This is a genomic window from Solicola gregarius (assembly GCF_025790165.1).
Lineage (GTDB): Bacteria > Actinomycetota > Actinomycetes > Propionibacteriales > Nocardioidaceae > Solicola > Solicola gregarius.
Genome location: NZ_CP094970.1, coordinates 4,506,928 through 4,533,923 on the forward strand (window position 1 = coordinate 4,506,928; position 26,996 = coordinate 4,533,923).

Sequence of the window (26,996 nt, forward strand, 5' to 3'; positions counted from 1 at the left end):
TCCTTCGGTGCGCGGCTCACGATGCCGGTTGAGCGTACTCGGGTTCGCGTGGGTCGGACAACGCGGTGATGTCGATCGAGGCAACCTCTTCGACCTCTGCCTGGCCCCCGACCAGCTCGACCTCGTCGATGAGGCCGCCGCGGAAGCCGACCGCATCTTGCAACGTGTCGGAATCGCCGATCACGTCGAGTACGAGCGGCCTGGTGAGCTCGCGCCCGTCGACCCGGATACCGCGGTCGGAGTCGACGAAGTACGACTGCGCGATGATGCGGACGACCCCGTTGATCTGGATGGCCTCGGCGCCCGCGTCGCGAAGCTCCTCGACGGCGTTCAGCAGCGTGGACGCGCCGACGGCGTTCTCCTCGTCGGTGATCGTGATCCGGACCCCGGGGCCCGTGACGGGGACGGTTCCGGACAGCACGGACAGCCGCTCGGCCTCCTTGGCGGCGGCCTCGCGCGCGGCCTTCGTACGGTTGGTCGACGACTCCAACCGGTCGCGGGTCGCGTTCAGCTCCTGCAGGTCGGCAGAGACGCGCTCGTGCGCCGCGTCGAGCGAGTCGAGCAGCTGGACGAGGTCGCCGCGACGGTATCCGGCGAAGTCCTCATCCTCGCGTACCGACTGGACCTGCATCACGGCCGCGAACCCGAGGACGCCGAGCAGCACGGCGACAACGATCTGCGCCCGCGCGGGTCGAGCCTTGAGCGCGCGCCACAACCGGACTCGACCGGTCGTCGGCTCATCGGAACCGGAGTTCGACTCAGGCATGGAAGACATGCCTCCGAACCGCGGCGGCGTTGGCGAAGATCCGAATGCCGAGGACCACGATGACGCCCGTCGACAGCTGTCCGCCGACGCCGAGCTGGTCGCCGAGGTAGACGATGAGTCCGGCGATCAACACGTTGGAGACGAACGAGACGACGAAGACCTTGTCGTCGAACTTGCCATCGAGGTACGCCCGGAACGCGCCGAACACGGCGTCGAGCGCGGCGACGACGGCGATCGGAAGATAGGGCTGCAGGCCGGACGGAACTGTCGGCTCGAAGACAAGCCCGAGCACTACGCCGACGACGAGGCCCGCGATCGCGATCATTGGTTGTCCCCTTTGACCTGTGCATGACGTACCGTGAGGCGGCCCTTCGGCGCTGCCGGAAGCGACAGGTCCGGCTCGCTGCTGACCTCGAACTGCATACCGTAGTTGTTGGCGAGCGACGACCACACGGACCCCGCCTGCGTGTCGAGGAAGCGTGCCGCAAGCGTGTCCATGTTGCCGATCGCCTCGACGGTGTAGGGCGCGGACAACGAGCGGTAGTTCACGGTGATCGCCTCGCCCGCGGTCCGGATCGACGTCAGGGTCGTGATGCGCTGGCCGTTGACGGCGACCGCCTCGGCGCCGGCGTTCCACAGCCCGTTGACCAACAGCTGCATATCCGTGTCGCGGATGCGCCCCTGCGGTTGCGACTCGTAGTCGTCGGCGTTGTCGACGAGGACAGTGGCGCCTGGCCCGGTCACGGCAACCATGCCGACCGAGATCTGCTCGTTCACGACGCGCTCGTCGTGCTCGGGGTCGGAAGCGCCCGCTTGGAGCGCCTCCACGTCGTCACGTGCACCGTCGACGGAGTCCTGCAGCTCGGCGACCGACGACTCCCGCTCGTGGATCTGGTCGACCAACGCCTCGCGTTCGACCTCCGCCTGCGGCCGACGGTCGTACGTCTGGATCGCCGCGAGCGTGATCAGCAGCGCGAACACCGCCAGCGCGGCGACGGACGCGACCCGCTGTGCTCCCGGCTTCTGCGGTGGCTCGTCTTCGCGGCGCTCGGCCGCGACGTAGTAGTCGTCGTCGATCGAGTGCTCGACGAGCTCCTGCAGGAGGTTCATCGAGTCGCCGGGCCGACCGAGTACGTTCATCACCGACGCCCTAGCTCGCTTGGCTCGGCGGACTCGTCGAGATCAGCTTGCGCACCTGCCAGGCGTACAGCAGGCCGGCCCACCAGTAGAGCCCCACGCCCCAGATCGTGAACGCCCAGCCGAACACGTCGGCCAGGTCGGCGATCGTGCCCGAGTCGTCGCCGAGCAGCAGCAGCGGGAACGCGTACAGCAGGCAGGCCGTCGCCGCCTTGCCGAGGAAGTGCACCGGGAGCGAGCTGTAGCCGCGCGTACGCAGGAACGGGACCAGGCTGAACAAGAAGATGTCTCGGAGCGGCAGCAGGACCGCCAACCACAGTGGAATGATGTCTCGCCAGGTGAGTCCGACGACGACCGCGAGGATGTACAGCCGGTCGGCGACCGGGTCGAGGATCGCTCCGAGCTTGGACATCTGGCCCAGCGTGCGCGCGAGCTTGCCGTCGAGATAGTCGGTGAAGCCGGAGATCATCAGCACGAGCAGCGCCCACTCGTCCTCCTCCGGCCCGAGCACCAGCCAGAGGAACAGTGGCACGCCGAGAAGCCGCAGGAAGCTCAGCAGGTTCGGGACGGTGAACACCCGCGCAGAGGTCGCATCGCCGTGGGCAGTGCTCACAGGTCTCCTCGGCATTGGGTGGGTAACGGCTCGCGTTGCGGGACCAGCGTAACTGGGCGCTCTCTTGTGTCGGTGCGGGTACTGAGAGACTGTGGCCACAGCACAGCGATAACTTCATCGCACCTGACCTTGGGAGGATTGAGTGGCTGACTACACCCTGCCCGATCTGCCGTACGACTATGGCGCACTCGAGCCGCACATCTCCGGCACGATCATGGAATTGCACCACGACAAGCACCACCAGACGTACGTAACGGGCGCGAACACCGCACTGGAGAAGCTCGCCGAGGCACGCGACGTCCAGGAGTTCGGCACCGTCAACCTTCTCGAGAAGAACCTCGCGTTCAACCTCGCCGGGCACGTGAACCACTCGGTCTTCTGGCCGAACATGTCGCCCGACGGCGGCGACAAGCCCGACGGCGAGCTGGGCGCAGCGATCGACGACCAGTTCGGGTCGTTCGACGGGTTCCGCGGGCAGTTCGAGGCCAGCGCGCTCGGCATCCAGGGCTCCGGCTGGTCCATCCTCGCGTGGGACTCCCTCGGTCAGAAGCTGCTCATCTGCCAGCTGTACGACCACCAGGGCAACCTGCCCGTGGGTCTGACGCCGCTGCTGATGCTCGACATGTGGGAGCACGCGTTCTACCTGCAGTACAAGAACGTGAAGGCCTACTACGTGAAGGCATGGTGGAACGTCGTCAACTGGGCCGACGTCACCGACCGCTTCGGCACCGCCCGCAGCGTGCACAACATCACCAAGGGCTGACCGCCCCGGTACGCACACAGCCTGCCCCGCCTGACGGCCGGGCAGGCTGTCGCGTGTCTGCCCGTCAGCGGTCGTGTTCGTTCAGCGAGGCGAGGTAAGCGTTGTACTCGTCCAACGCGGCGTCGCCTCGCCGGTCGAAACGCTTCGACTCGCGCTGGTCGCTGCGCAACCACTGTACGAACAGGGCCACCATCACGATCAACAGTGGCAGCTCACCCATCGCCCACGAGACGCTCCCGCCGAGGTTCTGGTCCGCGAGCAGGTCGGTCTGGTACGGGCGATCCAGGCTCGTCCAGTACGACTCCGCGAGAACCGTGGCCGACGACATGATCGTGACGGAGAAGAACGCATGGAACGGCATCGAGACGAGCAACACCGCGAACCTACCGAGCGGCGGCACCCGCCGCGCCGACGGATCGACGCCCACGATCACGTAGTAGAAGAGGAATCCCACGGCCAGGAAGTGCAGCTCCATCAGCGCGTGTCCCGTGTGTGTCTCCATCATCAACGTGAAGAGTCCGGAGAAGTACAGGACGTACAGGCTGCCGACGAACAGGGCCGCGGCGAAGACCGGGTGCGTGATGAACACCGCCGCGCGGGAGTGGATCGCGTTCGCCAGCAGCTGCCGCGGACCGATCTCGCCCGGCTCGCGTGGCCCGGGCAGGGTTCGCAGTGCGAGCGTGATCGGCGCCGCGAGCACCAAGAAGATCGGCGCGACCATCGCCAGGAGCATGTGCGACACCATGTGGGCGCTGAACAACACATGCGCGTACGCGCCCAGGCCGCCGAATGTCGCCCAGGCGATGACCGCGAGGCCGACGAACCACGACACCGTGCGGCCGACCGGCCACGCGTCACCCCGGCGTCGCATCACCAGCAGACCCGCGATGTACAGCGCGGCACCGAGCGAGACGACGACGAGCCCGACGCCGTTGGGGCTGAAGCTCCACAGCAGTCGGCCGACCGTCGGTGCGGCGGGCATCGGCTCGCCGAGCAGCTCGGTCACCGGATCGGTGTAAAGGTCGTCGGGCACCGGCGGTGGCGTACGCGAGAGGGCGACGGCGAGCCCGATCGTCGCGAACATCACCAGCAGCTCGACGGCTGCAAGACCCATGAACGTACGTCCGACGCGGCCGCTCCGCTCGAGACGCGGTATCACCCATCGGCGGTGGCTGAGGCCGAACGCGCCCATGGCCAGCAGGGCCAACACCTTCGCGAGCAGCAGGTTGCCATACTCGGTCGTGAACACCTGATGGAGCTTCTCGATCCGGACACTCGCGTTCACGACGCCCGACAGACCGACGATTGCGATGCACCATGCAGCTAAGGCCGAATAGCGACGGACGGCGGCGGGCAGACGCTTGCTTCCCAGCGTCGCGACCCAGCCGAGGGCGAGCAGACCGCCCACCCACAGGGATGCGCCCGCGACGTGCAGCAGCAGGCTCGCGACCGCCAGCATGTGTGAGCCCGATGATGCGGAGTGGCCGGTGAGCACCGGGGGTACGAGCGCCAGCAGCGCGAGACCCAGTACGGCGGTGACCGCAGGAACGCCCAGCACCCAACGCGCGAGCACGGCGACCGCGATCGCCAGCACGCATTGGACGAGGAACGCTCGACCGCTGTCGGTGTCGAGGAGGTACGAGCTGATCTCTGCGTACGTCAGGTCGCCGACCGGCACGGCGAAGATGTCGGAGATCGAGAACGCGAGCTCGACGACGATGGCGGCCGCCCAGACCCATGCGGCCCGCGACGCATGGCGTACTGCCTGCGCGGCGTGTCCCTGGGCTCCCCCGCTCGGCGCAGGCAGCAGGAATGCCGCGGCGAGCAGACACCCCACGACCGCGAAGCCGGCGAGATCGGCGACGACCCGGCTGATCGGAAGACCCCAACCGGTGAGCGCGCCGGGGTCGGCGATCGTGTCCGGCACCTTCTCGGGAGCAGCGTGGCCGTACACCATCGCGAGGTAGAACACGGCGCCGGTGAGCAACGCGGCGGCAACGGACCACCGGACGACACCGCCGCGCGCGACCACGCGATCCCTAAGCACGGCGGCGGATCCGGGGCCAGATCAGCAGGCCGACGGCGACCACGACGGCCGCGCCGCCGATGGCCAGATGGGTGGCATGTCGCTCGGCGAACGACTCGTCGTCCGACTCCTGCTTCCCGCCGACCTGCTTGCCACTCGTCACCTCGTACGTCAGCTCGCCGGTGATCGGATGGCCGTCGGCCGAGATGACCCGATACGCGATCGTGTACGTGCCCGCGAGGTTCGCGGTGTCGATCGACTGGCTGACCTCCGTGCCGTCGACAGTCGGCGCCTTCGAGGCGAGCGGCGCGCCGTCGGGAGCCGTCACCTGAAGCTGTGCCGGCGTCGAGACGTCCTCGTTGAAGGTGAGCGACACCGTCGTCGGCTCCGAGTCGAGGGCCGCTCCGTCCTTCGGGTCCGACCGCACCAGGGTCGCGTGCGCGAACGCAGGACCGGCCGTCTGGATGAGTACGAGGAAGAGCGCCGCGATGACCGCGGCAGGCAGCCTGAGAGACATTGTGGATCCAGCCTAAGACGTCAGTGCCCGGCCCGACATGTCGGCCTACGGGACCGGCTGGCGCTCGGCTCCACGCGTACCGCACACTGGCGCCATGACGACGTACGCCAAGGACATGTCGACGCCCGCCGAGGACTTCATCGCACTCGACGAGTCGTGGAGCACGCACAACTACCATCCGCTTCCGGTCGTCATCGCCGAGGCGAACGGGCCGTGGGTCACCGACGTCGACGGCAACCGCTATCTCGACTTCCTCTCCGGCTACTCCGCACTGAACTTCGGCCACCGTCACCCGGCCGTCGTGACCGCCGCGGTCGAGCAGCTCGGCAGGGTGACCCTGACGTCTCGCGCGTTCCATCACGACCAGTTCGGACTGTTCTGCAAGGAGCTCGCCGAGCTGACGGGCACCGACATGGTGCTCACCATGAACTCCGGCGCAGAGGCGGTGGAGTCCGCCATCAAGGTCGCGCGCAAGTGGGCGTACCAGGTCAAGGGCGTTCCCGCGGAGACCGCGGAGGTCGTGGTGGCGACATCGAACTTCCACGGTCGTACGACGACGATCGTGTCGTTCTCCGATGACGAGACCGCCCGCGCCGATTTCGGACCGTTCACGCCGGGCTTCGTCCAGGTCCCCTACGGCGACGCCGACGCACTGCGCGACGCGGTCAACGACCGTACGGCCGCGTTGTTGCTGGAGCCGATCCAGGGCGAGGCGGGCGTCATCACTCCCCCGCCGGGCTACTTCGCCGAAGCGCGCCGGATCGCCGACGACGCGGGTGCCTTGCTGATCGCCGACGAGATCCAGTCCGGGCTCGCCCGCACGGGCACCCTGCTCGCGCTCGACCACGAAGGCGTACGTGCCGACCTGTACACGCTCGGCAAGGCGCTCGGCGGCGGCATCCTCCCGCTGTCTGCGGTCGTCGGACGCGGCGACGTCCTCGGCGTACTGCGGCCCGGCGAGCACGGCTCGACGTTCGGCGGCAACCCGCTCGCATGCGCTGTCGGCCGAGCCGTGATCGCCCTGCTTCGCACCGGCGAGTTCCAGGAACGCTCGGCGACCCTCGGACTGCACCTGCACCAGCGTCTCGGCGCGCTCGTCGGCAACGGTGTGACAGAGGTACGCGGCCGTGGTCTGTGGGCAGGCGTCGACATCGCCGCCGGTGGCTTGTCCGGGCGCGACGCGTCGGAGACGCTGGCCAAGCAGGGGGTCCTGTGCAAGGAGACGCACGGAAGCACGCTGCGCATCGCTCCTCCCCTGGTGATCGAGCGCGACGAGCTCGACCGAGGCATCGACGCGATCGCCGCCGTCGTTCGACGCTGAACGTAGATGTTCGTTTTTGATCACCTGATGGAGTAACGTGCGGTCATGTTTGCCGCCGAACGACAGCGCGTGATCCTCGACCACGTACGCGAGCGGGGCGCCGTGTCGATCAAGGACCTCGCCGCGCTGGTCGGGTCGTCCGAGGTGACCGTGCGGCGCGACCTGAAGCAGCTCGAGGCGGCCGGCGAGCTTCGCCGCGAGCATGGTGGCGCGGTCCCGGCAGCGGAGCAGCCACCGCGCGAGCCCACGTACGCGGAGAAGTCCCGGACCGCCTCTCGGCAGAAGTCGGCGATCGCCCGCCTCGCCGCCGGCTTCGTACAGGATGGCGACGCGATCGTCATCGGCGCCGGGACCACCACGATGGCCCTCGCCGAGCAGTTGCGAACCCGCAATGAGCTCACGGTGATGACCAACTCTCTCCTGGTGGCACAGGCGTTTGCCGATTCGCCCCGGATTGAGGTCGTCCTGACCGGCGGGATGCTCCGCGGGTCGATCTTCGCCGTCGTCGGCAGCGCCGCCGAGCGCGCGCTGTCCGGTCTGCACGCGGACCGCACCTTCCTGTCCGGCAACGGCCTGACCGCACGTAACGGGCTGTCGACTCCGAACCAGATGGTGGCCGGTGTCGACCGGGCCCTGGCGGAGGCCGGCAACGAGGTGTGCGTCCTCGCCGACCACACCAAGATCGGCCGCAACTCGGTGATCCAGACCGTGCCCACCGAGCAGATCGACGCGCTGGTCACCGATGCCTTGGCATCGGGTGACGAGCTCGACCTGTTCCGGACCGCCGGCGCTCGGGTGCATGTCGCAACCTGATCGTTATCCGTCGTTTTAGACGGCTCGTTGACAACTTCTGATCGTTCGTGAATGATTCTGTGATCCAGGTCTCACGAGGAGGTTGTCGCATGACCACCATCCATCCCGTCCGTACGTTCGCCGCCGTCGCTTGTACCGCGGCTCTGGTGGTCGCGGGCTGCACGAAGTCCGAGGACTCGGGCGCGTCCGACACCCCTGCCGACCCCGAGGCGGGCGCCCAGAAGGTCAAGGCGGCCGGCACGAACGGGCCCGAGTGCACGCTCGACAAGTACGGGGCGGAGAAGCTGGACCTGGCCGATGCGACGGTCGGGTTCTCGCAGTCGGAGAAGGAGGACAACCCCTTCCGCATCGCCGAGACCGAGTCGATCACGACCTCCGCCGAGGAGGCCGGCGTCAAGGACTTCATCAAGACCAATGCGCAGACCCAGCTGTCGAAGCAGATCTCGGACATCCAGGGGATGATCTCGCAGGGCGTCGACGTACTCATCGTCGCGCCGCTGAACTCCGACGGTCTCGAACCGGCGCTCAATGCGGCCAAGGACAAGGGCATCCCCGTCCTCACCGTCGACCGCAAGCTCAATGCTGCGCCGTGTGACGACTACATCTCGTTCCTCGGCTCCGACTTCACCGAGCAGGGCAAGCGCGCGGCGGACCAGGTCATCGAGTCCACCGACGGCAAGGCCAACGTCGCGATTCTGCTCGGGGCCTCCGGCAACAACGTGACCACCGAGCGTACGAAGGGCTTCGTCGACCAGGTCGAGGCCGAGGCCCCCGACATCGAGATCGTCGCGCAGCAGACCGGCGAGTTCGCGCGTGACAAGGGCCAGCAGGTGACCGAGCAGCTGCTGCAGTCGAACCCCGAGATCGACACCATCTATGCCGAGAACGACGAGATGGGCCTCGGCGCTCTTGCCGCCATCCGAGCTGCCGGCAAGCAGCCGGGCGAAGACGTCAAGATCTTCTCGGTCGACGGCACCCGGAACGCCGTGCTCGAGCTGACGAAGGGCACGTACAACGGCGTCATCGAGTCCAACCCGCGCTTCGGGCCGCTCGCGTTCGACACGCTGGAGAAGTTCTACGCCGGCGACCCGGTCACCGACGAGATCGTGATCGAGGACCGTGAGTACAACCCCGACAATGCCGAGGAGCTTCTGGACTCGGCGTACTGATGCAGCCAGTCCTGCAGGCGCGGGCGGTCGGCAAGCAGTTCGCCGGTGTCACCGCGCTCGACGGCGTGGACTTCGAGCTCGAGCCCGGCGAGAGCCATGCCCTGGTGGGCGAGAACGGCGCCGGCAAGTCGACCCTGATCAAGGTGCTGACAGGTGTGTACCGCCCGGACTCCGGCTCGGTCGCCGTCGAGGGCGCGGAGGTCCAGTTCGCCCGCCCCGTCGATGCACAGCGGGCCGGGATCAGCACGATCTACCAAGAGGTCAACCTGATCCCGCAGCTGTCGGCCGCGCGCAACATCTACCTCGGTCGCGAGCCCAAGACCCGGCTCCGACTGGTCGACTACGCCGCGATGAACGCCAAGGCCGCCGACCTACTGACCGAGTACGGCATCGCGGTCGACGTACGCAGGCCGCTGCGTGAGCTCGGGCTCGGCGCCCAGCAGATGGTCGCCCTCGCGCGCGCCGTCAGCATCAACGCCCGGGTCGTCATCATGGATGAGCCGACGTCCTCGCTCGAACCCCGGGAGGTCGACACCCTCTTCGACGTCGTGCACCAGCTGCGCGCCAACGGCATCGCCGTGGTGTACGTCAGCCACCGCATGGACGAGCTGTACCAGGTGTGCGAGCGGGTCAGCGTGCTGCGTGACGGCCGACTAGTCCACACCGGCGCACTCGCCGATCTCACCAGGCTCGAGCTCGTCTCGAAGATGCTCGGCCGGTCGATGGACGAGCTGCGCTCCGGTGGTCTCACCAAGCTGCACACCGAGCGGGCGGCCTCGCAGACCCCGAGGCTCACGGCGACCGGACTCCGCCGCCGGCACCGGCTCGACGGCGTGGACGTGGACGCACGTCCCGGTGAGGTCGTCGGACTCGGCGGTCTGCTCGGCTCGGGACGCACCGAGACACTCAAGGCGATCGCCGGGGCGATGCCGCTCGACGACGGCGCCGTCGAGATCGACGGCACACCGGTACGCTCCGGCTCCGTAGGCGCCGCGATCCGCTCCGGCATCGTGATGTTGCCCGAGGACCGCAAGGCCGAAGGGATCATCCCGCATCTGTCCGTACGCGAGAACATCGTCCTCGCCGCGCTCCCCCGCCTGTCGACTGCCGGCTTCGTCTCGAAGCGCAAGCAACGACGCGTCGTCGAGGTGATGATGGAGCGCCTGCAGATCAAGGCGTCGAGCCCGGAGCAGCCCGTCTCCGAGCTCTCGGGCGGCAACCAGCAGAAGGTCATGGTCGCGCGCTGGCTCGCGATGAGTCCGACGGTTCTGCTGCTCGACGAGCCGACCCGCGGGATCGACGTCGGGGCCAAGGCCGAGGTGCAGGCCCTGATCGACGAGCTCGCGACCGAGGGTCTTGCCATCATGCTCGTCTCGTCCGAAATCGAGGAGGTCGTCGAGGGCGCGAGCCGCGTCGTCGTACTCAAGGACGGCGGCGTCGTCACCGAGCTCGTCGGCCAGGACGTCTCCGAGAAGGCTCTCCTCGCCTCGCTGGCGCAGGCCGCGGAGGTAGGCCCATGACGGCTGTCGCCCAGGCTCGGCGCGCGCCCGCGACCGCAGACGTCGCGGCGTTCGCCCGTGACTACGGCGTGTACGCGGCCCTGGTGATCGTCCTTGCGTACAACGCCCTCTTCACCGACGGCTTCCTGACCGGCGACAACCTCCGGGTGCAGCTGATCCAGGTGGTCCCCGTGCTGCTCGTCGCGCTCGGCATGGCGATGGTGATCGGTACGGAGGGCATCGATCTTTCGGTCGGTGCGGTGATGTCACTCGCCGCCGCGGCGTTGCCCCTCTACCTCGGCTACGGGTTCGTGCCGGCGGTGCTGGCCGCTGTGCTGTGCGGCGTGGTCGTCGGTCTCGTGAACGGCTCGATGGTCGCGTTCGTCGGTCTGCAACCGATCGTCGCAACGCTGGCCCTGATGATCGCCGGACGCGGCGTCGCGCTCGTCATGTCCGACGAGCAGATGCGGACCGTCGACAATCCGCAGATGCTGTCACTCGGCATCGACTCGATCGCCGGGATCCCTTACACCGTTGTCGTCGCGGCAGTGATCACCGTGGCCATGACCGTCCTCGTCTCGCGCACCACGTACGGCCGACAGCTCGTCGCCATCGGCGGCAACCGGCGGGCAGCGGAGCTGGCCGGGCTCCCCGTCCGCCGGATCCTCGTCACCACGTACGTCGTGTGCGCGGTGCTGGCCGCAATCGCGGGCATCATCGTCACGGCCCGATCGGGCGCGAGCGTGCCGTCGACCATCGGCAACCTGATCGAGCTGTCCGCGATCACGGCCGTCGTGATCGGCGGAACTCCCCTGTCCGGCGGACAGGTGCGGATCGTCGGCACGGTCGCCGGAGCCCTGCTCCTGCAGGTGATCATCGCAACCCTCAGCCAGCACAACGTGCCGCCGTCGTACTCCCAGATCGTGCAGGCCCTGATCATCGTCTTGGCGATCTACATCCAGCGAGGTCGGTCGACGTGAGCCTAACGATCGATCGCACAGAGCGGCGCCGTCAGCGGTTCGCCTCGATCGCCCAGAAACAAGGGGCGTTCGTCGTACTCGCGATCCTGCTGATCGTCGGCACCTTCAGCTTCGACACGTTCGCCACCCGATACAGCCTGACCAACATCGTCGTCGGCTCGTCGTTCCTCGCGATCGTCGCCCTCGGGATGACGTTCGTGATCCTGACCGGCGGCATCGATCTGTCCGTCGGCTCCGTGTTCGCACTCGGCGGCGTGCTTGCCGCGTACGGCTCCGAGTACGGCTTCATCGGTGCACTGCTGCTGCCCGTCGTGGTGTGCGGTGCGATCGGTGCACTGCAGGGCTTCTTCATCGCATACGGGCGAATGGCGCCGTTCATCGTCACGCTCGCCGGTCTGCTCGGCGTACGTGGTGTCGTCTTCGCCATCACCGACGAGGGATCCGTGACTCCGGACGTCGAGTCGGACGCGTTCATCAGCCTCGGCCAGGACGGCCCTCTCGGGTTCACCTGGTCGGTCGTGCTGATGTTGGTCGCGTACGCGATAGCCGCGGTCGTACTCCATCGAACCAGCGCCGGTCAGTCCGCGCTGGCGATCGGCGGCAGCGAGGATGCCGCCAACCTGATGGGGCTACCCGTCCCCCGCATCAAGCTGACGGTGTACCTGATGTCCGGCTTGCTGGCCGGACTCGCCGGGGCGCTCAACGCCGCCCGCTCGTCGTCAGGTGTGACGACCGTCGGAGTCGGCATGGAGCTGGAGGCGATCGCCGCGGTCGTGATCGGCGGAACTCTGCTCACCGGCGGCCGTGGTGGCGTCGCCGGCACGCTCGCCGGTGTGCTGCTGCTCGGCGTGATCCAGAAGTACATCAACCTGATCGGCGACCTCAGCTCGTCGTACCAGAACGTCGTGAGCGGCCTGTTCCTGCTCGCCGTCGTCGTCGTGCAGACGACCCTCTCCCGTAACCGAGGTCCATAACCGGCAACACATTGGAGTCCCTGATGAACCGCCTCCGCACATGCGTGATCGCAGGCGCTTCGGCCACGCTGGCCGCCGCCCTGCTCTCGGTAGCGCCGTCCCCCGCCAGTCCCGAGAGCAGCGCGGCTTGGGAACCCAAGGATCCCGACCTCACGACGCCGTGGACGAGCGATGTCAGCCCGGACAACGCACTTCCGGAGTACCCGCGTCCGCAGCTGCGGCGCGACGAGTGGAAGAACCTCAACGGCCTATGGGAGTTCGCGGCTGCCGCTGAGGGCGACGCGCCCCCGGTCGGAGAGCAACTCGACGAACGGGTCCTCGTGCCGTACCCGATCGAGTCGGCGCTCTCCGGCATCAAGCGCCACGAGGACCGGATGTTCTATCGGCGGACGTTCTCCGTGCCGCGCAAGTGGCAGGTCACCCGACGACACGGCAACCGGCTGCTGCTCCACTTCGGTGCCGTCGACTACGACGCGAGGGTGTGGATCAACGGTGAGCTCGCGACCGAGCACCGCGGCGGCTACGACCACTTCACGGTTGACGCCACCGACCACCTGCGCGCCGGCGCACGCCAGGAGGTCATCGTCGGCGTCACCGACGTCACCGACGGGCTGAAGCAGCCCGTCGGCAAGCAGCGCATCCCGGCGATCGAGAATCCCGGCGGGATCTTCTACACGCCGGCATCCGGCATCTGGCAGACCGTGTGGATGGAGCCCGTACGCGCGGCGCACGTCGAGAACGTCACGGCGACGACCCGCAGGAACCTGCGCCAGGTCGACGTCAGGGTCGACGCCGAGGCGGCTTCGAAGCACACCGTACGCCTGCAGGCCCGGCGCAGAGGACGAGTTGTCGCGACCGCCACGGGCAGGCCCGGTGAGCCGATTCGGCTGACCATCAGGCGGCCGGACCTATGGTCTCCGGACCACCCGAACCTGTACGACCTCAGGGTCTCCTTGCATGAGCGGTCCGGACGTCGTGTCGATACCGTCGACTCGTACTTCGGGATGCGTACCGTCGACACGGTCCTCGGTAAGGACGGCAAACGGCACATCGTCTTGAACGGCGAGCCGACCTTCGTCAACTCGACGCTCGACCAGGGCTACTGGCCGGACGGCATCTACACGGCGCCGACCGACGAAGGTCTCGCATTCGATCTCAAGGCGCACAAGCGACTGGGCTTCAATGCCGTACGCAAGCACATCAAGGTCGAGCCGGATCGCTGGTACTACTGGGCCGACCGCCTCGGCCTGATGGTGTGGCAGGACATGCCGGCATTGCAGAACGGTCGTACACCCGATCCCGACCAGGCCGCGCGCGACCAGTTCGAGGACGAGCTGCACACGATGCTCGACCAGCACGGCGGTTGGACCTCGATCATCGGCTGGGTGCCGTTCAACGAGGGATGGGGCGAGTGGAACCGCGAGGAGACCGGGCGCATCGCCGACTCCGTCAAGGCCGCTGATCCCACCCGCCTGGTGAACGCGCACAGCGGCGTGAACTGCTGCGACTCGGAGGGCGACTCCGGCCGCGGCGACATCATCGACTGGCACCAGTACACCGGTCCGGCTGCGCCGTCCCCCACGGCAGACCGTGCGGCGATCGACGGTGAGCACGGTGGCTACGGGCTGGTCGTCGACGACCACCTGTGGCCGGGCGAGCCGGGCGCGTACCAGATGGCGGAGTCCAAGCAGGAGCTGACCGATCTGTACGTCGAGAACCAGACCCGAATGCTGGAGCTCAGCCGCAAGTGCGGATTGTCCGGCGGCATCTACACCCAGATCACCGATGTCGAGACCGAGGTCAACGGGTTCTTCACCTACGACCGCAAGGTCAGCAAGATGTTCCGCGACCCGGTGCGCGAGATCAACGAGAAGCTGTCGCACTCCGGGAACCTCGGCCAGACTCCCCCGGATCCCGACGACGGCACGCCCGGCCTCGAAGGCATCCATCGCTGGACGCTCGACGACGGCTCCGGTACGACGGCGGCCGACTCGGTCGGCGACGCCGACCTCGCCGTGGCGGACGGCGCCACCTGGACCGAGGGCAAGTCCGGTCAAGCGCTCGACCTAGGCGGCACCGGGTACGCCGAGACCGACTCGCCGGTCATCGACACCGAGGGCGGCTTCTCGGTCTCCGCGTGGGTCCGGCTCGACGAGACGGGCGGCGGCTTCCAGACCGCCGTCAGCCAGGACGGTGACAGCTCGTCGGCGTTCTTCCTGCAGTACGACGGCGGCGCCAACAAGTTCGCATTCAGCACGCTCGGGGGTCGCGCGTACGCCGGGCAAGAGGCCGAGCCCGGTCGTTGGTACCACCTCGTGGGCGTGCGCGATGCCGCAACAGGCACGTACACGCTGTATGTCGACGGACAGCAGCAGGGCCAGATCTCACAGTGCCTCGGCGATCCGTCCTCCGGTCCGCTCGCGGTGGGAAGGGCGAAGTTCAACGGCGAGAACGTCGACTTCCTCGGCGGAGCCGTCGACGATGTTCGGGTGTACGACCGACCGCTCGGTGACGGTGAGGTGACGGACCTGTATGAAGGAGGAGGCGCGCACCATTGACGTGAGACTCCCGGTGGGGTGAAGTCAGACCATGACGACGCAGCCGGGCAATGGTGAGCACTCGTTCGTGATCGTTGGTGGCGGCCTCGCGGGGGCGAAGGCCGCCGAGACCCTCCGCGACGAGGGCTTCGACGAACGAATCGTGCTGCTGTGCGACGAGAGCGAGCTCCCGTACGAGCGACCGCCCTTGTCCAAGGGCTACCTCCTCGGCAATGACGCGCGCGAGTCCGCGTACGTCCACGAAGCCAACTGGTATCGGGAGAACAATGTCGACCTTCGGCTCGCGACACGGGTGCGCAGGATCGACCGGTTCGCCTCCGAGGTGGTGCTCGCAGACGCCGAGCGCGTGCACTACGACCGGTTGCTGCTGGCCACCGGTTCGGAACCGCGCCGCCTCGACGTACCAGGGGCCGACCTCGACGGCGTGCTCTATCTGCGGAACCTCGCCGACTCCGACGCGATCAAGCGGGTCATCGAGGCGGGCGGGCCGATCGTGGTCGTGGGTGCCGGATGGATCGGCTTGGAGGTCGCCGCCGCGGCACGCGAGCACGACGTCGAGGTCACGGTGCTGGAGGTTGCCGACCTCCCGTTGCAGCAGGCGCTCGGTGATGACGAGGTTGCGCGGGTGTTCGCGGACCTCCATCGCGAGCACGGTGTCGACCTCCGCCTAGGCACCGGTATCACCTCGATCGAAGGCGCGGACGGCCGGGTCGACTCGGTGACGACGAGCGACGGTTCGTCCGTCCGGGCCGCCGCAGTCGTCGTCGGCATCGGCGTGGCCCCGCGTACCGGGCTCGCCGAGGACGCCGGCCTGGTCGTCGACAACGGCGTGCACGTGGATCCACATCTGTTCTCGTCCGATCCCGTGATCCTCGCTGCGGGCGACGTCGCGGCCATCGAGCATCCGGTGCTCCACGAGCGCATCAGGGTCGAGCACTGGGCCAATGCGCTCGTCACCGGACCGCATGCGGCGCGCTCCATGCTCGGCCACGACGTCGTCTTCGAGGAGCTCCCGTACTTCTTCACCGACCAGTACGACCTCGGCATGGAGTACGTGGGGTACGCGCCGCCGGATGCGGTCGACTCTGTCGTGCTCCGCGGCGACGTCGCGGGACGCGCGTTCTACGCGTTCTGGCTCGCTGCGGGGAAGGTCGTCGCGGGCATGCACGTGAACCTGTGGGACGACGGGATCGATCCGGTGAAGGCCTTGATCCTCGACGGTGGCGCGGTGGACACCGCGAAGCTCGCCGACACCGCCGTGCCGCTCGGCGAGGCTCTCGTACGCCGGGCGGGTTGACAGGGCAGGCAACCAACCTGCACGTTCCGACGTCTTCTCGGTTACAGCGCGCACCGGGGTCAGTCCCAGCGCGTACTCACTAGGGGGCAACACCATGACAAATCTCCGCAGGATCGCTGTGTCCGGACTCGCCGTCTTGGCGCTCGCCGCACCGCTTCTCGTCTCCGGACCTGCCAACGCCGACTACGAAGCGAGCCTCACCATCCATGCCACCGACACGACGGTCCACTCGGGCCAGCAGTTCCGTGTCCACGGCAAGTTCCTGTTCGGCAGCGGCGCGCCCATCAAGCATCGGATGGTCCGCGTCCAGACCAAGAGCCCCGACGGCCACTGGTCCAACATCAAGGGCGCGAAGCTGCGCACGAACAGCGAGGGGCGTTACCGGATCCGGGTGATCCTGTCGCGCAAGGGCGTACGGACGCTTCGGGTCAAGGCGCACGGCCCCGGCCCGACCACCAGCCCGATGTGGAGCAAGGCGATCAAGGTTCGCGTCCGCTGACGCATGCTGCGGTCCCGGGGTCGTCAGGTCAGACCCTGGGACCGCACAGGGTCACACGCGAGTAGTCGGGAGATGAGGATTCGTCCATGAAACCTCTCAGAGCCGCGTGTTCGGTTGCCGTCTCTTGCATCCTGCTCGCCGCAACCGTCGCGACCGCGCCGACGTCGTCGGCGAAGGACGGATCCTTCTACGACATCCCCGCCACGCTGCCGAAGGCCAACGGCGCGATCATCAAGAGTGAACCGTCGAAGCTGGTCAACTACGGGCTGCCGGCACTCGCGACGTCGCAGCGGGTCATGTACAAGTCGACCGACCGCCAGGGCGACCCGATGGCGGTCACCGGGCAGGTGTTGACGCCGAGGCACCCGTGGATCGGGCTGGGCGAACGCCCCATCGTCGCGTACGCGATCGGCACGCACGGCCTCGGCGACCAGTGCGCCCCCTCGCGGACCTTCCCCAGAGGGCAGGACATCGAGGGGCTGCTCGTACGCGCGCTGCTGATCCGCGGCTACGGCGTCGTGGTCACCGACTACGAGGGCCTCGGCACGACCGATCCACACACGTACATGGTGCGTAAGTCGCAGGCACACGCCGTTCTCGACTCGGTGCGAGCCGCGCAGCGTCTCCCCGACTCCGGGCTGCCGGAAGCAGGACCGGTCGCCATCGCGGGCTACTCGCAGGGTGGCGGCGCTTCGGCGTCCGCGGCCGAGCTGGCCCACACGTACGCCCCCGAGCTGAACGTCCGCGGCGCGTACGCCGGTGCCGTACCCGCCGACCTGGCCGCTGTCGGCCGTTACCTCGACGGTGCACAGCACGCCGGGTTCGCGATGTACGCGGCGCGCTCGCTCGCACTGGAGTACGACGTGAATGTGAAGAAGTACCTCAACAAGCGCGGGCGTGCCGTACTCCGCGATGTTGCCGAGCAGTGCACGGCCGAGTCGATCTCGAAGTACGCGGGCACGAAGACGAAGACGCTCACGAAGAGCGGCCAGACCCTGGCGCAGCTCCTTGACCGCCAACCGTTCCGCAGGATCGTGAAGCAGCAGCGGATCGGCCGGCGCATCCCGCAGATGCCGATGCTCATCACCCACAGCCCGGCAGACGACGTGATCCCGTACAAGGTCGGTAAGCGGCTTGCGAAGGGCTACTGCTCGAAGGGCGTGCACGTGCGGTTCAAGGAGCTCGCACCGACCGATCACGGCACCGGCGGGGCTACGGGATTCCCCGACGTCCTTGCGTTCCTGGAGGAGCGCTTCCTCGGGCTACCACCGTCGGACAACTGCGCATAACCGGTGTGACGGACTCGCCGCGCTCACACCCCGTTGCACCCTCCGCACTCCCTGGTACTCCCGGCTAAGGTCGTACCAAGGCAACCAGGAGGGTGCGACGGATGAGCGGAGAGTCCGAACAGGGTCTATCGATCTTTGAGTGGGTCGATGATCCTCGGTTCCCGACCGTTCGACGGTTCGGCTACGACACGGTCGCGGTCGACGCATACGTACGTTCGCATGCGGAAGACTCCGGCAAAGTCCGGTCGGACGCCGACGCGGTCCGCGACGAGTGCTCCTCGCTGCGCGCCGAGATCCGGCGCCTGATCGCCGACCTGAACGACGCGGGCGTACCCACCGAGTCCGCACTCGCCGGACAGGTCGCCGAGAAGCTCATCGATGCCGACACCCGCGCGAAGCAGATTCTTGCCGAGGGTGACGGGGCCGCCGAGCAGATCCGGCGTGATGCCCGAGCCGAGGCCGACGAGCTGCGTGCGAAGGCGACTGCCGAGGTCGCGGCGATCCGCGAGGAGCGCCTGGCGGAGGTCGAGCGCGACCGGCCGCAGGCGACCGAAGACGCCGCCGAGGAGAGAGCGACCGCGCGAGCGGCCGCCGAGGAGATCGTCGGCCGTGCCCGCAAGGAGGCCGACGAGCGGCGCCGGGCCACGGGCCAGGAGGCGTCCGAACTGCGCGCGGCAGCGACCAAGGAGTCCGACGAGGCAAGGGCGACGGCCGATGCCGAGCTTGCCGAGGCGCGGCGTGACATCGAGGCGGCGCGGGCCGTCCATGAGCGCGAGGCCCGCGAGGTTCACGCAACCACACGTAAGCGTGCGCAGGAGCTCGCCGAGCAGGCCGAGACGCGCGTACGAGAGGTCGAGAACCGCGTCCGCGACGCGTCGACCGGCGCCCGCGAGCACCTCGATGCGAGCCGGGCCGAGTCCGATCGCCTGCTACGCCGTACGCGGAGGCTCGCCGAGCAGCACATCTCCGAGGCGCGCAGCGTCGCCACGGAGAACTCCGTCGCCGCGGTCACCGAGCTGGAGCGCCGTTCGGCGCGGCTCGAAGCCGAGATCGAGCGGCTCCAGCGACGCGAGGACGGGATGCGTACGCGCATCGCCGAACTCCGCTCGATGGCGGCCGATCTCAGCGGTATCGAGGATGACGATCCCGAATCTGCGCAATGACGGTCGGCATCGGGCCCGGCGTCGGGGGTCCGTGACCCGGTAGCACGGTGTCGACCTCGAGATCGGCGAGTTCGTTCAGGCTGGCGAGGGCCTGGCTCGGATCGTGATGGAAGAACTCCGGCAGCAGCTGCGGACCTTGCACCCGCGAGGTCGCGTGCTCGGTGGTGATGGCATCGCCGGCGACGAGTACGCGCTCGGCCTCGAAGTAGTACGCGGTGTGGCCGGTCGTGTGCCCGGTGACGACGATCGGTCGCGGCGATCCGGGGAGCGTACGCGCGGTCGCCTCGTCGATCGGCTCCGCGGACGGGACACCGAGGCCGGCCCGGCCGCGCATCAGGCCGACTATCTGCACGCTCCAGGTGAGGACGCCTGGACGGGTGAGGTTTCGGACGATGTCGGGTGGTCCGGCCTGCTCGAGGAACTCCCGCCGGATGTGCGCGGCTTCTCGTTCACTGGAGTACACCGGGGTTCCGTACCTGGTAGCGAGCCACGGGAGCCCGCCGATATGGTCGACGTGTCCGTGCGTGACGAGCGCTGCGGCGATCTCGTCCGGGCCGTGCCCGAGCTCGCGGATCGAGCGCTCGAGCAGGTCCCGCTGGCCGACGTACCCGGCGTCGATCAGCAGTAGCCCGTCGGGCCCGTCGTAGATGACCCAGTTGACGTGCCGGGTGCTGACCAGATGGAGCGAGTCGCTCGCCTGCGTGATCTCCATGTCGGGACGTTACCGCGGCCGGTCACGCTGCGTAATGGGTCTTGTGCCGACTACCCCAGGTAGTGGCATGATCGTGCGACGGCCGGGCAACCGGCAAACGGGGAACGAAACGACTCGGAGTTTCGGAGGAGCACATGACGACCACACACCAGAGCGACCCGGTGACATCGGAGCTACCGATCTACCAAGGGCTGCTGAACGAACTCGATCCCGACGCCCGCGCAACGGTCATCGAGCAACAGGGCGAGGGCCACACGACCAGCGCGCCGGCGCTCGATGACGGGCATCAGCACATAGCGAGACACAGCTGAGCCTGCCGAAGAAGCGCCTGGCCGACTATCACCGCAAGCGTGACTTCACGCGTACGCCCGAGCCGGCCGGCGGCGTACCCGCGGCAGATCCCGACAGACCGCGCTTCGTCGTGCAGCGACACCGCGCGACGCGGCTGCACTACGACCTGCGGTTCGAGATCGACGGCGTGCTGGTCAGCTGGGCGGTGCCGAAGGGTCCGACGCTCGACCCCGATGCGAAACGGATGGCCGTCCACGTCGAGGACCATCCGATCGAGTATCTCGACTTCGAGGGCGTTATCCCGTCGGGCGAGTACGGCGGCGGTGACGTGATCGTCTGGGACATCGGCACCTGGGAGCCCCACGCGACCGACGATCCCGCCGCGGCGGTCGCGGCCGGCGACTTCCATGCCGACCTGTACGGCAGCAAGCTGCAGGGCCGGCTCATCCTCGTCCGACGGGGCGAAGCGGGCGACCGGGAGCAGTGGCTGCTCCTCCACAAGCACGACGACCACGCGGTCGCGGGATGGGATCCCGAGGCACACCCGCGGTCGGTGCTGTCGGGGCGTACGAACGACGAGGTGCAGCGAGATCCCGACCGGTTGTGGCGATCCGACCTGCCGGCCGCCCGCGCCACGATCTCGGTGCGTACGCCCGATCCGACCGACGACGAGCTGGCCGCCCTCAACGACATCGGCCCGAACGGCACGTGGCGCATCTTCGGCCACGACCTGCGAGTCGCCAACCTCGACCGGGTCATGTTCGCGGCCCGCAACGGCGAGAATCCCGTGACCAAGCGCGAGCTGGTCTCGTACGCCGCGCGCATCGCCCCGACGGTCGGCGCGTACGTCGCGGATCGGCCGCTGCTCCTCCACCGGTTCCCCCAGGGTGCCGACGAGAACGGCAGCTGGCAGCGAAAGCTGCCCGCCCACACGCCCGACTGGCTGCCGCGCTGGCAGGATCAACGCACGGACCAACCGACGACGTACCTCGTCGGCGACGACCCGGCCGCGTTGGTGTGGGCCGCGAACGCGGGAGCGCTGGAGTGGCACGCGTGGACCTCACTCGCCGGTGCACCTGACCAGCCGACGCACGCGCTGATCGAGATCGTTCCCGAGCACGACGACGCGTGGGAGGACGTACGCTCGCTCGCCCTCCTGCACCGTACGGCGCTCGAGCATCTCGGCGTCACAGGCTTCCCGAAGCTCGCGGGCGGGTCGAGCATCGAGATCTGGGTGCCGGTCGATCCCGGGCCGGGGTTCGACGAGGTACGCGACTGGGTGCGGCGGCTCGCGGACACGATCGAGCACGTACAGGCCGGCCTGGAGGCGCGCGTAGAGCACACCGCGAACGGCCCGGACCGAACCGTCCCCGTGCCGTACAGCCCGCTGGCTCTCGCGGGCGCGCCCGTGTCAGCGCCAGTCACCTGGAACGAGCTCGACGACGCCCCCGCGCGGCCCGATGCGTTCACGGTCCGGAGCGTGTTCGACCGACTCGCCGAACGCGGCGACCCGTTCCTGCCGATGCTGTCGACGCACCAGTCGCTGCCCGACTTCCGCTAGCCGCTCAGGCGAGGATGCGGGCCTTCTGCGCCTCGAACTCCGCGTCCGAGAGCACGCCCTGCTCCTTCAGCGCGGCGAGCTCCTTGATCTGCTCGATCTTGACATCCATGTCCGATGCCGCCGGCGCGGCGGCCGGCGCCGGTTGCGCGGGCGGTGCTGGCTGCTCGTACGCGCGCTGGGCGTCCTGCTGGGCCCAGCGGCCGGCCTGCCGGCGCGAGACGCGGTTGGACACGGCCGTCGCGGTGCCGGCAATAGCGGCGGTTCGTGCGACTCCTCGGAGAAGACCTGGCATGGCGCTTCCTCTCTGCTTCAGGACGACTGGGTTTCGGCGGCGTCGACGGCGTCGAGCAGCGCCTGCACGGGGATGCGCCCGCTCGCGACCATCTGGGCACCACCTCGGCGAAGGGCTGCTGCGAGCGGGGCCGCCCAGAGGTTCTCGTACACGAGGATCCCGGCGGAGCTGCCGGGCTCGAGGATGGTGGTCGCCTCTTCGATATCGCCTTCGTCAAGTAGGCCGGAGGACGCGCCCTCGAACTCGGCGACCTCGAATCCTTCAACCGAACCGTCGACGGCCTTGGTGACGAAGACCAGATCGAGGATCCGGATGATGCCACGGTCGACGAGATCGACCAGGAGCGGGAGCCCCTCCCCTGTCATCTTGCTTCCGGGGAACTCCAGGACCAGATAGTCCACGGGCCCCATCAGGTCGTCCGCACCGGCTGTGTCGCGCTCGGGTTGCTCCGCCATCGTGTCTCCTCGCAAACGGCTCCGTCGACAAGTTGTAGCGATCCTACCCGCGAGTCGTTGCGGGCGCCTCGTCCTGCCGCGACGATGGGTGCGTGACCCTGCAGTCGGAGGCCGAAGAGCTCTACGCGTTGCCGCTCGAGCATTTCACGGAGCGCCGCAACGAGCGAGCCAAGGAGGTTCGCGCAAGCGGCGACCGAGAATTGGCCGCTCGGATTCGAAAGCTGCCCAAGCCGCGCCGGTCGGCCTGGGTGCTGAACATGCTCGTACGCCGCCTGCCCGACGATGTCGACCGGCTCGTCGAGCTCGGAGCGCAGATTCGTACGTCCCGCGAGAACGCGAACCGCGATGAGCTACGCGCCCTGGATCAGCAGCGGCGCGAGCTGACCGGGGAGCTCACCCGACAGTCGCGCACGATCGCCGCCGAGCTCGGCCACGATGTCAACGATCCGCTCGCGGCAGAGATCGAGAACACGCTGCGGGCCGCCATGGCCGACCCCGTCGGCGGCGCCGCCGTACGTACGGGGCTGTTGGTCGACGGCTTCGGGTCCACCGGGTTCGAGCCGGTCGATCTCGACGTCGTTGTCGCCGTACCGGATGCGGTGTCGGTGCCCGAGTCGCCGCAGCCGGTGCAGGGTCCCCCGCAACTGCGCCTCGTACGAGAGCCGACGAAACCCACCAAGAACTCGCGGGCCCGGGCGAAGGCCCCGGATCCGGCCGCCCGCGAACGCCGACGGGCCGCGGAAGCGCTCGAGGTTGCGCGGGAGGCAGTGGCCGAAGCCGACAAGACTCGGTTGAAGGCAAGCCAGGCCTACACCGAAGCGGTGAACGGCCGAGAGGAACTGGAGCACGAACGCACCGCGCTCCAGGAGCGACTGCGCACCGTCGATCGGGAGCTGGCCCGCGCACACCGCACCGAAGACAAGGCGCAGCGCGAACACGAACGCGCCGAGCGGGACTACTCCGCAGCGCAACGAGAGCTCGAGCGAGCGTAGCGCTGTCGGTAGGCACTGCGAGGATCGTGCAGTGAACTTCGGCGTCTACCCTGACCTGCTGCGCCGCGACGGTGTCGCACGCACGCTTCTCGCCGCGCTGTCGTCGCGGACGGCCGTCATCATGCAGGCCATCCCGGTGTCGTTCCTGGTGAAGGACCTGACGGGTACGTTCGCGTGGTCCGGTGTCGTCCTGGGCGCGTACTCGATCGGGGCAGCGATCGGCACGCCCCTGTGGAGCCGACGCGCCGATCGTACGAGCGCCCGCAACGTGTTGACCCTGACCGGCGTCGGCTGGGGCTTGTGCGTGGTGCTGATGGCCTTCGCCGGGCAGCTCTGGTTCGGGTCGGTACTGATCCTCGCCCTGGCGAGCGGGCTCCTGCAGCCGCCGACCGGGCCGATGCTGCGCACCGCCTGGCCGCGGCTCGTCGCCACCCGCGAGCTTCGCACCGCGTACTCCCTCGACGCGACTGCCCAGGAGCTGATGTTCATGGTCGGTCCGCTCGCGGGAGCCACCTTGGTCGGCGTCGCCAGTCCGGCAACTGCCCTGGTGTTGTCGGGGGTCGTCACGATCGCCGGCACGGCATGGTTCGCGCGCCAGCCCGTGATCGACCGGCCAGGTCGCCCGGTCGGCGATCGCCTCGGCGTGATGGAGACCGTGCTGGTACGCGAGCGGCTGCTGATCCTGATCGCGTTCTGCTGTGCAGTCGTCGGGCTGGCATCGGTCTCACTCGGCATCGTCGCGTTCGCCGAACACGAGCACTGGCGGCTGTTGTCCGGACTCCTCGAGCTCATCTGGGCCGTCGGTAGCTTCATGGGTGGCCTGGTCGCCGGCGCGCTGCCCGGGCGCCGACGCAGCCACGCGTGGAGACGTGCCGCGATCGCAGCGGTCATCTTCGCCGGCTGCGGGTTCGCCACGTCTTCGCCGTGGCTGTTGGCGTTCGGGCTCTTCGCGGCCGGCTCGATGATCGCCCCCGTGATGGCGTCCGCCTCCGAGCGCCTCGGTGCGCTCACGACCGAGGCCGCGCGCGCCGAGGTCTTCGGCTGGATGGCCACTGCGGGCACGGTCGGCATGGCAGTGGGGTCCGCTCTTGCCGGTTCCGTCGTCGAGTGGGCCGGGGTGCCCTGGGTGTTCGGGCTGGCCGCCCTGATGCTGGCACTGGCGGCCGTCGCGCTGTTGCCCATCCCGCCTCTCGAGCCGGACGACCTCACCACGCCGGGCTCATCGGTGGATTCGCGAGCGCCCGCGTCCTGATCGGGAGATGCTTGCCCCATGGAGCGAGGACGAACCGCGCGCGTCATCCGTCGCTCTGCGGCCACTGCCCTGTGGCTCCTGCAGCGACTGCTGTTCGTCGTCGTGGTGCTGCTTGTCGGGTGGGTCGCGTACGAGGTGCTGGTGGTGCCCGTCGTCGACGACGACGACCAGATCGCGGGGTTCCTCGCCTTGTGGCTCGTGCTGGCGTACGTCCTGTTGCCACGCTTACAGCGGATCCTGGCGAAGATCTACGTACCGGACTATTTCGTCGGCCGCACCCGCACGAGCGAAGGCCTGCTCGGCGACCCCGTCAATCTCGCGGTGATGGGCTCGACCTCCGAGCTGACCGAGGCGATGCTTGCTGCCGGCTGGACCCGCGCCGACGATCTCACCTGGCGCACCGGCCTGCGCCTCGCCACGTGTGCGGTCCTGCGCCGTCCCTATCCGGCGGCGCCCGTGAGCCCGTTGTTCGTTTTTCGGCGCAAGCAGGATCTCGCGTTCGAGCAGGCGATCGGCGACAAGGTGTCGCGTCGACACCACGTCCGGTTATGGAGGTGTCCCGACGGCTGGTTCATGCCGGGCGGCCTGCGCGTCGAGTGGATCGCCGCCGGCACGTACGACCGCAGCGTCGGCCTGTCCCTGTTCACCCTGCAGGTCACGCACAAGATCGGCGAGGACATCGACCTCGAACGCGATCACATCTTGGCGACGCTCGACGACTCGGCGGTGCCGCACTCGGTGCACTGGGTGCAGGACTACTTCTCCGGCTATCGAGCCCGCAACGGCGGCGGCGATGCGATCAGCACCGACGGAAACCTCCCGGTCATCCATCTCGAGCGCCCCTAGCGCTTCGCGAAGACCTCGTCGCGTACGGAGTCTAGACCGCTGAGCAACGCGCCGCGCAGCACCGGATCGTCGGCGACCTCACCGACCACGACGTGCGGCTGGTTCGGGCACATCCCGGCGATCGCGGCCTCGACCCGCTTGGCCAGTTCGGCACCGCCTGCCCGGCCGACATCGCCGGAGAGCACGCACATGCCCGGGTCCAGCACGACGCAGACACCCGCGAGACCGACGGCGATGCGTCCGGCCAGCTCGTCGAGGAACGCGGGGCCACGGTCCCGGTCGGCCAGGGCCTTCTCGACGCAGGCGACCGAATCGGAGCCGCGCAGCCCATGCGCGCGCGCCAGCTGGCGTACTCCATCGGCACCGACCAACGACTGGAAGCCGGACTTGCGGGGGTTGGTCACGCCCTTCGGGAGCGGCCCGCCCGGCACCGGCAGGTAGCCGATCTCGCCGGCACCGCCTCCGGCGCCGCGGTACAGGCGACCGTTCACGACGACACCGACGCCGACGCCGCGGCCGATCCAGGCGAGTACGACGTCGTCGATGCCCTTGGCGGCACCCGCCGAACGTTCGGCGATCGCGGCGAGGTTGACGTCGTTCTCGATCTGCACAGGTCGCCGGAACCCGCGGCGCAGCGCTTCGAGCACGCCTGCTCGCCAGTCCGGGAGGTCATACGCGAACCGCACGTCGCCGGTGCTGGGATCGACCATGCCCGGGGTCCCGATCGACAGGCAGCGCACCCTCGACATCGGTACTCCTGCGCGACGCGCGGCCTTCGTGACGGCACCGCGTACCAGTGAGATCGGGTCGGACGTGCCATGGGGATCCACCGACAAGCGCGCCAGCACCGCACCGGTGATGTCGACGACGCCGGCCGTTGTCTCCTGCGGCCCGATGTGCAGCCCGGCGACGTACCCACTAGACGGTACGAGCGCGTACAGAGCGGCACTCGGCCCGCGCGTACCCTCCTGCGAGCCGACCACCTGGACCAGCCCGCGCGCCTCGAGCCGGGCCAGCAACTGAGCCGCCGTCACCTTCGAAAGGCCCGTGAACTCGGCCAGCCGAGTCTTCGTCACCGGACCCGCCGAGAGCATCAGGTCGACGGCCGTGCGATCGTTCAGCTCACCGATCAGTCGTGGTGTCCCGGGCCGTTGCGCCATCGTTTCGAGTTCCTCCAGTGCGTTGCCGGAATTGTTTCAGCAAAGATTCTT

The 26,996-nt window shown here is 68.5% G+C and carries 27 protein-coding genes; 17 read left to right on the forward strand and 10 right to left on the reverse strand.

Going from position 1 to position 26,996, the window contains the following annotated elements; all coding sequences use genetic code 11:
• Positions 1–16 precede the first annotated feature (16 nt).
• The 4 genes from L0C25_RS21970 to L0C25_RS21985 are packed head-to-tail and all read right to left on the reverse strand — an operon-like array spanning position 17 to position 2,531.
• The gene (locus tag L0C25_RS21970; RefSeq protein WP_271633922.1) at positions 17–775 is read right to left on the reverse strand and encodes a DUF881 domain-containing protein; all 759 of its coding nucleotides are present in this window, start codon (positions 773–775) and stop codon (positions 17–19) included.
• The gene (locus tag L0C25_RS21975) at positions 759–1,091 is read right to left on the reverse strand and encodes a small basic family protein (RefSeq protein WP_271633923.1); all 333 of its coding nucleotides are present in this window, start codon (positions 1,089–1,091) and stop codon (positions 759–761) included. The genes L0C25_RS21970 and L0C25_RS21975 overlap by 17 nt, the downstream gene beginning before the upstream one ends.
• Positions 1,088–1,906, reverse strand: a complete 819-nt coding sequence (locus L0C25_RS21980; RefSeq protein ID WP_271633924.1) for a DUF881 domain-containing protein — start codon at positions 1,904–1,906, stop codon at positions 1,088–1,090. Before L0C25_RS21980 ends, L0C25_RS21975 begins: the two co-directional genes overlap by 4 nt.
• Before the next feature lie 10 nt (positions 1,907–1,916).
• A complete protein-coding gene (locus L0C25_RS21985; protein WP_408641653.1) occupies positions 1,917–2,531 on the reverse strand; it encodes a CDP-alcohol phosphatidyltransferase family protein in 615 nt (204 codons plus the stop codon).
• A gap of 127 nt (positions 2,532–2,658) precedes the next feature.
• Here L0C25_RS21985 and L0C25_RS21990 point away from each other — a divergent pair, with 127 nt between their 5' ends.
• Positions 2,659–3,279, forward strand: coding sequence for a superoxide dismutase (locus L0C25_RS21990; protein WP_271633926.1), 621 nt, complete (start codon positions 2,659–2,661; stop codon positions 3,277–3,279).
• Between the two features lie 64 nt (positions 3,280–3,343).
• Here the strand turns inward: L0C25_RS21990 and L0C25_RS21995 are convergent, their stop codons facing one another.
• Both L0C25_RS21995 and L0C25_RS22000 read right to left on the reverse strand, forming a co-directional pair.
• Complete coding sequence (locus tag L0C25_RS21995) at positions 3,344–5,326, reverse strand: cytochrome c oxidase assembly protein (RefSeq protein ID WP_271633927.1); 1,983 nt, start codon at positions 5,324–5,326, stop codon at positions 3,344–3,346.
• Complete coding sequence (locus tag L0C25_RS22000; protein WP_271633928.1) at positions 5,319–5,822, reverse strand: copper resistance CopC family protein; 504 nt, start codon at positions 5,820–5,822, stop codon at positions 5,319–5,321. The genes L0C25_RS21995 and L0C25_RS22000 overlap by 8 nt, the downstream gene beginning before the upstream one ends.
• A gap of 94 nt (positions 5,823–5,916) precedes the next feature.
• Between L0C25_RS22000 and rocD the strand changes: the two genes are divergently transcribed.
• From rocD to L0C25_RS22055, 11 genes are all read left to right on the forward strand, one after another.
• A complete protein-coding gene (gene rocD / locus L0C25_RS22005; protein ID WP_271633929.1) occupies positions 5,917–7,143 on the forward strand; it encodes an ornithine--oxo-acid transaminase in 1,227 nt (408 codons plus the stop codon).
• 45 nt (positions 7,144–7,188) lie between these two features.
• Positions 7,189–7,956, forward strand: coding sequence for a DeoR/GlpR family DNA-binding transcription regulator (locus L0C25_RS22010; protein WP_271633930.1), 768 nt, complete (start codon positions 7,189–7,191; stop codon positions 7,954–7,956).
• A gap of 89 nt (positions 7,957–8,045) precedes the next feature.
• Positions 8,046–9,125, forward strand: a complete 1,080-nt coding sequence (locus tag L0C25_RS22015) for an ABC transporter substrate-binding protein (protein ID WP_271633931.1) — start codon at positions 8,046–8,048, stop codon at positions 9,123–9,125.
• Positions 9,125–10,645 carry a sugar ABC transporter ATP-binding protein gene (locus tag L0C25_RS22020; RefSeq protein ID WP_271633932.1) on the forward strand — a complete coding sequence of 507 codons (1,521 nt, stop codon included), beginning with the start codon at positions 9,125–9,127 and terminating at the stop codon, positions 10,643–10,645. The genes L0C25_RS22015 and L0C25_RS22020 overlap by 1 nt, the downstream gene beginning before the upstream one ends.
• Positions 10,642–11,604 carry an ABC transporter permease gene (locus L0C25_RS22025; protein WP_271633933.1) on the forward strand — a complete coding sequence of 321 codons (963 nt, stop codon included), beginning with the start codon at positions 10,642–10,644 and terminating at the stop codon, positions 11,602–11,604. The genes L0C25_RS22020 and L0C25_RS22025 overlap by 4 nt, the downstream gene beginning before the upstream one ends.
• Positions 11,601–12,578: an ABC transporter permease gene (locus L0C25_RS22030; protein WP_271633934.1), complete on the forward strand. Its 978-nt coding sequence runs from the start codon at positions 11,601–11,603 to the stop codon at positions 12,576–12,578. Before L0C25_RS22025 ends, L0C25_RS22030 begins: the two co-directional genes overlap by 4 nt.
• A 23-nt stretch (positions 12,579–12,601) precedes the next feature.
• Positions 12,602–15,136 carry a LamG-like jellyroll fold domain-containing protein gene (locus L0C25_RS22035; protein WP_271633935.1) on the forward strand — a complete coding sequence of 845 codons (2,535 nt, stop codon included), beginning with the start codon at positions 12,602–12,604 and terminating at the stop codon, positions 15,134–15,136.
• Between the two features lie 31 nt (positions 15,137–15,167).
• Entirely contained in the window at positions 15,168–16,433 is a 1,266-nt protein-coding gene (locus tag L0C25_RS22040; protein ID WP_271633936.1) for an NAD(P)/FAD-dependent oxidoreductase, read from the forward strand.
• A gap of 94 nt (positions 16,434–16,527) precedes the next feature.
• Positions 16,528–16,932: a peptidase associated/transthyretin-like domain-containing protein gene (locus L0C25_RS22045; RefSeq protein WP_271633937.1), complete on the forward strand. Its 405-nt coding sequence runs from the start codon at positions 16,528–16,530 to the stop codon at positions 16,930–16,932.
• 86 nt (positions 16,933–17,018) lie between these two features.
• On the forward strand, positions 17,019–18,221 hold the full coding sequence (locus L0C25_RS22050) for an alpha/beta fold hydrolase (protein WP_271633938.1): 1,203 nt from the start codon (positions 17,019–17,021) through the stop codon (positions 18,219–18,221).
• Between the two features lie 101 nt (positions 18,222–18,322).
• Positions 18,323–19,384, forward strand: a complete 1,062-nt coding sequence (locus tag L0C25_RS22055) for a coiled-coil domain-containing protein (RefSeq protein WP_271633940.1) — start codon at positions 18,323–18,325, stop codon at positions 19,382–19,384.
• Here the strand turns inward: L0C25_RS22055 and L0C25_RS22060 are convergent.
• Positions 19,344–20,096 carry an MBL fold metallo-hydrolase gene (locus tag L0C25_RS22060; protein WP_271633941.1) on the reverse strand — a complete coding sequence of 251 codons (753 nt, stop codon included), beginning with the start codon at positions 20,094–20,096 and terminating at the stop codon, positions 19,344–19,346. The two genes, L0C25_RS22055 and L0C25_RS22060, sit on opposite strands and share 41 nt — an antisense overlap.
• Before the next feature lie 134 nt (positions 20,097–20,230).
• On the opposite strand from L0C25_RS22060, the gene L0C25_RS22065 reads away from it, so the two are divergent.
• Together L0C25_RS22065 and ligD are read left to right on the forward strand one after the other, a co-directional pair.
• A complete protein-coding gene (locus L0C25_RS22065) occupies positions 20,231–20,407 on the forward strand; it encodes a hypothetical protein (protein ID WP_271633943.1) in 177 nt (58 codons plus the stop codon).
• Between the two features lie 17 nt (positions 20,408–20,424).
• Positions 20,425–21,948 (forward strand): non-homologous end-joining DNA ligase LigD, encoded by a 1,524-nt coding sequence (gene ligD / locus L0C25_RS22070; RefSeq protein ID WP_271636876.1) that lies wholly within the window; start codon positions 20,425–20,427, stop codon positions 21,946–21,948.
• 4 nt (positions 21,949–21,952) lie between these two features.
• On the opposite strand, the gene L0C25_RS22075 is transcribed toward ligD, so the two are convergent.
• Together L0C25_RS22075 and L0C25_RS22080 are read right to left on the reverse strand one after the other, a co-directional pair.
• Positions 21,953–22,240 carry an SHOCT domain-containing protein gene (locus L0C25_RS22075; RefSeq protein WP_271633946.1) on the reverse strand — a complete coding sequence of 96 codons (288 nt, stop codon included), beginning with the start codon at positions 22,238–22,240 and terminating at the stop codon, positions 21,953–21,955.
• 17 nt (positions 22,241–22,257) lie between these two features.
• The gene (locus tag L0C25_RS22080) at positions 22,258–22,695 is read right to left on the reverse strand and encodes a DUF6325 family protein (protein WP_271633948.1); all 438 of its coding nucleotides are present in this window, start codon (positions 22,693–22,695) and stop codon (positions 22,258–22,260) included.
• A gap of 92 nt (positions 22,696–22,787) precedes the next feature.
• Between L0C25_RS22080 and L0C25_RS22085 the strand changes: the two genes are divergently transcribed.
• From L0C25_RS22085 to L0C25_RS22095, 3 genes are read left to right on the forward strand one after another with little or no spacing between them, the layout of a single operon-like run.
• Positions 22,788–23,687 (forward strand): hypothetical protein, encoded by a 900-nt coding sequence (locus L0C25_RS22085; protein ID WP_271633949.1) that lies wholly within the window; start codon positions 22,788–22,790, stop codon positions 23,685–23,687.
• Positions 23,688–23,718: 31 nt separating this feature from the next.
• Positions 23,719–24,939, forward strand: a complete 1,221-nt coding sequence (locus tag L0C25_RS22090; RefSeq protein WP_271633950.1) for an MFS transporter — start codon at positions 23,719–23,721, stop codon at positions 24,937–24,939.
• A gap of 18 nt (positions 24,940–24,957) precedes the next feature.
• Positions 24,958–25,785 carry an LssY C-terminal domain-containing protein gene (locus L0C25_RS22095; RefSeq protein ID WP_271633951.1) on the forward strand — a complete coding sequence of 276 codons (828 nt, stop codon included), beginning with the start codon at positions 24,958–24,960 and terminating at the stop codon, positions 25,783–25,785.
• Here the strand turns inward: L0C25_RS22095 and L0C25_RS22100 are convergent.
• On the reverse strand, positions 25,782–26,945 hold the full coding sequence (locus L0C25_RS22100) for an ROK family transcriptional regulator (RefSeq protein WP_271633953.1): 1,164 nt from the start codon (positions 26,943–26,945) through the stop codon (positions 25,782–25,784). The two genes, L0C25_RS22095 and L0C25_RS22100, sit on opposite strands and share 4 nt — an antisense overlap.
• Positions 26,946–26,996: the final 51 nt, after the last annotated feature.